This is a genomic window from Actinoplanes sp. NPDC051343 (genome assembly GCF_044455125.1).
Taxonomy (GTDB): domain Bacteria; phylum Actinomycetota; class Actinomycetes; order Mycobacteriales; family Micromonosporaceae; genus Actinoplanes.
In genome coordinates this window covers 1-2,004 of record NZ_JBITEL010000049.1, presented here as the reverse complement: position 1 = coordinate 2,004, position 2,004 = coordinate 1, and the positions used below count along the sequence as shown (strand labels likewise).

Below are 2,004 nucleotides of genomic sequence, written 5' to 3'. Positions count from 1 at the left end.
GGCCCGGATGAACGTGGATCATCAGTCATGGTCACGTGTGTACTCCTCAACTCAAAGGTTGATCACGTACACAAACCATCTGACACGCCCAGCCGAGGGTCTGCTCGACGATCCACCGCTTCGCGATCGGCACGAACCCCGCCTGGCTGTCGGACCGCAAGAGCTGCTCGACGTCGATCCCGCGCACCGCGCCGTGGATCGCGACGTCGTCCTTGAACCCGGCGTCGACCCACGCCTTGGTCACGGTCGGGGTGTGCGCGACGACCCGGTCGATCAACTCCACGCCGATCTGGTTGTCGGTGGCCGAAGCCGCCATCACCACCACCGCGATGATCAGACCCAGCGCGTCCACCGCCAGGCCCCGCTTGCGGCCCGGTACCCGTTTCGAGGCGTCTTTTCCCGTCGTAGCGGCCGGTACGTGGTTCGCTGCCCGGATCGACTGGGTATCCAACGCGACGGCGGACGGGTCCTCGGCCCGGCCGGCCTTCTCCCGCACCTGGCAGCGCAGCAGATCATGAATGACCTGATCGGTGCCGTCGTCACGCCACAGGCGGAAGTAGTAGTAGACCGCCGACCACGGCGGCAGGTCATGCGGCAGCAGCTGCCACTGACAACCGGTCCGGTTCTGGTAGAACGGCGCGTTGACGATCTCCCGCATCTCGTAACGGCCCACATGACCCGACGGGGACGGACGCTTCGCTTTCCGCGCCCGCAGGAACGGATCGATCAACTCCCACTGCCCATCGGTGAGATCAGTCGAGTACGCCACACGGTCCATGACCAGGCCCTACGTACCGCCAACGCCCGCGTATCAGCCCCGACCGCAACGTTCACGACATCAGACGACGAAACCACCGAAAAACCGTTGAAGCCCGCTCAATCTACGAATCAGTCATAGGCGTACTTATGGGCCTCTGAGGTCTCGGTTCGCGGCTCTGGCGGTGATCCAGGTGGCATCGCGCCGGTAGAGCTCGACGTGGCTGCGTAGGTGATCCTGCCCCTGGTCAGCGCGGGCCTCGATGAAGGCGGCAAGGTCGTGAAGCCGCTGGACGGCGACCGCGAGGACTTCGGCGGGCTGGAGTCCGTGGCCGTAGGCGTCGCAGAGCAGGCGTAGGCGACGAGCCCGCTCCGGCCGGTCACTGCTGATGGCGTCGCCGTTGTCTGGATCGGTCAGTGGTACGAGCCGGTAGGCGAGGTAGGCCAGGTCCCATGCTCGGGGGCCGGGTGAGGCGGTGTCCCAGTCGATGACGCCGGTGAGCCGCTGTCCAGTGAAGACCATGTTGTAGGGCGCGAAGTCGTTGTGGCAGATCACCTCGGCTGGCTGATGCGCGGGGAGCTGCCAGACGGCGCCGGTGGTGTCGAAGTTCCTGCTGACTTGGTGCAGCTTCGCCAGGTAGGTTCCAGCGTCGTTAAGGACGTCCTGGGTCCAGACCCAGTCCGGCAACGGATACTGCGGCACGACGCCCGGTAGGTAGGAGACGTTGTCGCGGCCGCGTTCGTCAGTGCCCAGCGGCTGCGGCACCCAGCGGAGGCCCTGCTCACGAAGATGCCGCAGCAGACGCTGAATGGTAGGGCTCCACACGTCGGCAGGCCGGCGGACCGTGAGGCCGACGCGTACCGCGCCGCCCATGTTGCCCCCTGGCAGTGCTTCCTCCGCGTCTGGTGGCTCGCTCATGCCGGGCATGATCCGCGAGCCGCCGTTACGTAAGCAACCGAGTTCACACCCGCCGTGATCACCGGAGGGGCCGGACCGGTGCTTCTGGCTTGACTCGGCTCAGGGAACTGCCGCACCGACTGCGCCGACTTGCCACCGGCCGATCGAGCCGGCCACGGCGGAGCAAGTCAAAAGACAACTGGTAGTTACGCCCATCGGCGGGGCCAGGGCGGTGCGGCTGGGCGACGCGAGCAAGCTAGTGTGGTGCGCCGTAAATTCGTTGGCAAAACCGTGCGAGTGATTCGAGGATCTCTTCGGCAGTCTTGGTCCAGATGAATGGGCGTGGGCTG

Annotated in this window: 1 protein-coding gene and 1 pseudogene; both read right to left on the bottom strand. The window is 65.8% G+C overall.

Annotated elements, in window-relative coordinates:
* Positions 1-91: 91 nt before the first annotated feature.
* Positions 92-778, bottom strand: a pseudogene (locus ACIA5C_RS48590) (IS5 family transposase); the annotation flags it as partial.
* A gap of 126 nt (positions 779-904) precedes the next feature.
* Positions 905-1,675 carry a phosphotransferase enzyme family protein gene (locus tag ACIA5C_RS48585; RefSeq protein ID WP_396068195.1) on the bottom strand — a complete coding sequence of 257 codons (771 nt, stop codon included), beginning with the start codon at positions 1,673-1,675 and terminating at the stop codon, positions 905-907.
* Positions 1,676-2,004 lie beyond the last annotated feature (329 nt).

Bases quoted from the DNA above. Each gene is read 5' to 3' on its own strand.
- ACIA5C_RS48585 (WP_396068195.1), bottom strand. From the start codon at position 1,675: ATGAGCGAGCCACCAGACGCGGAGGAAGCACTGCCAGGGGGCAACATG.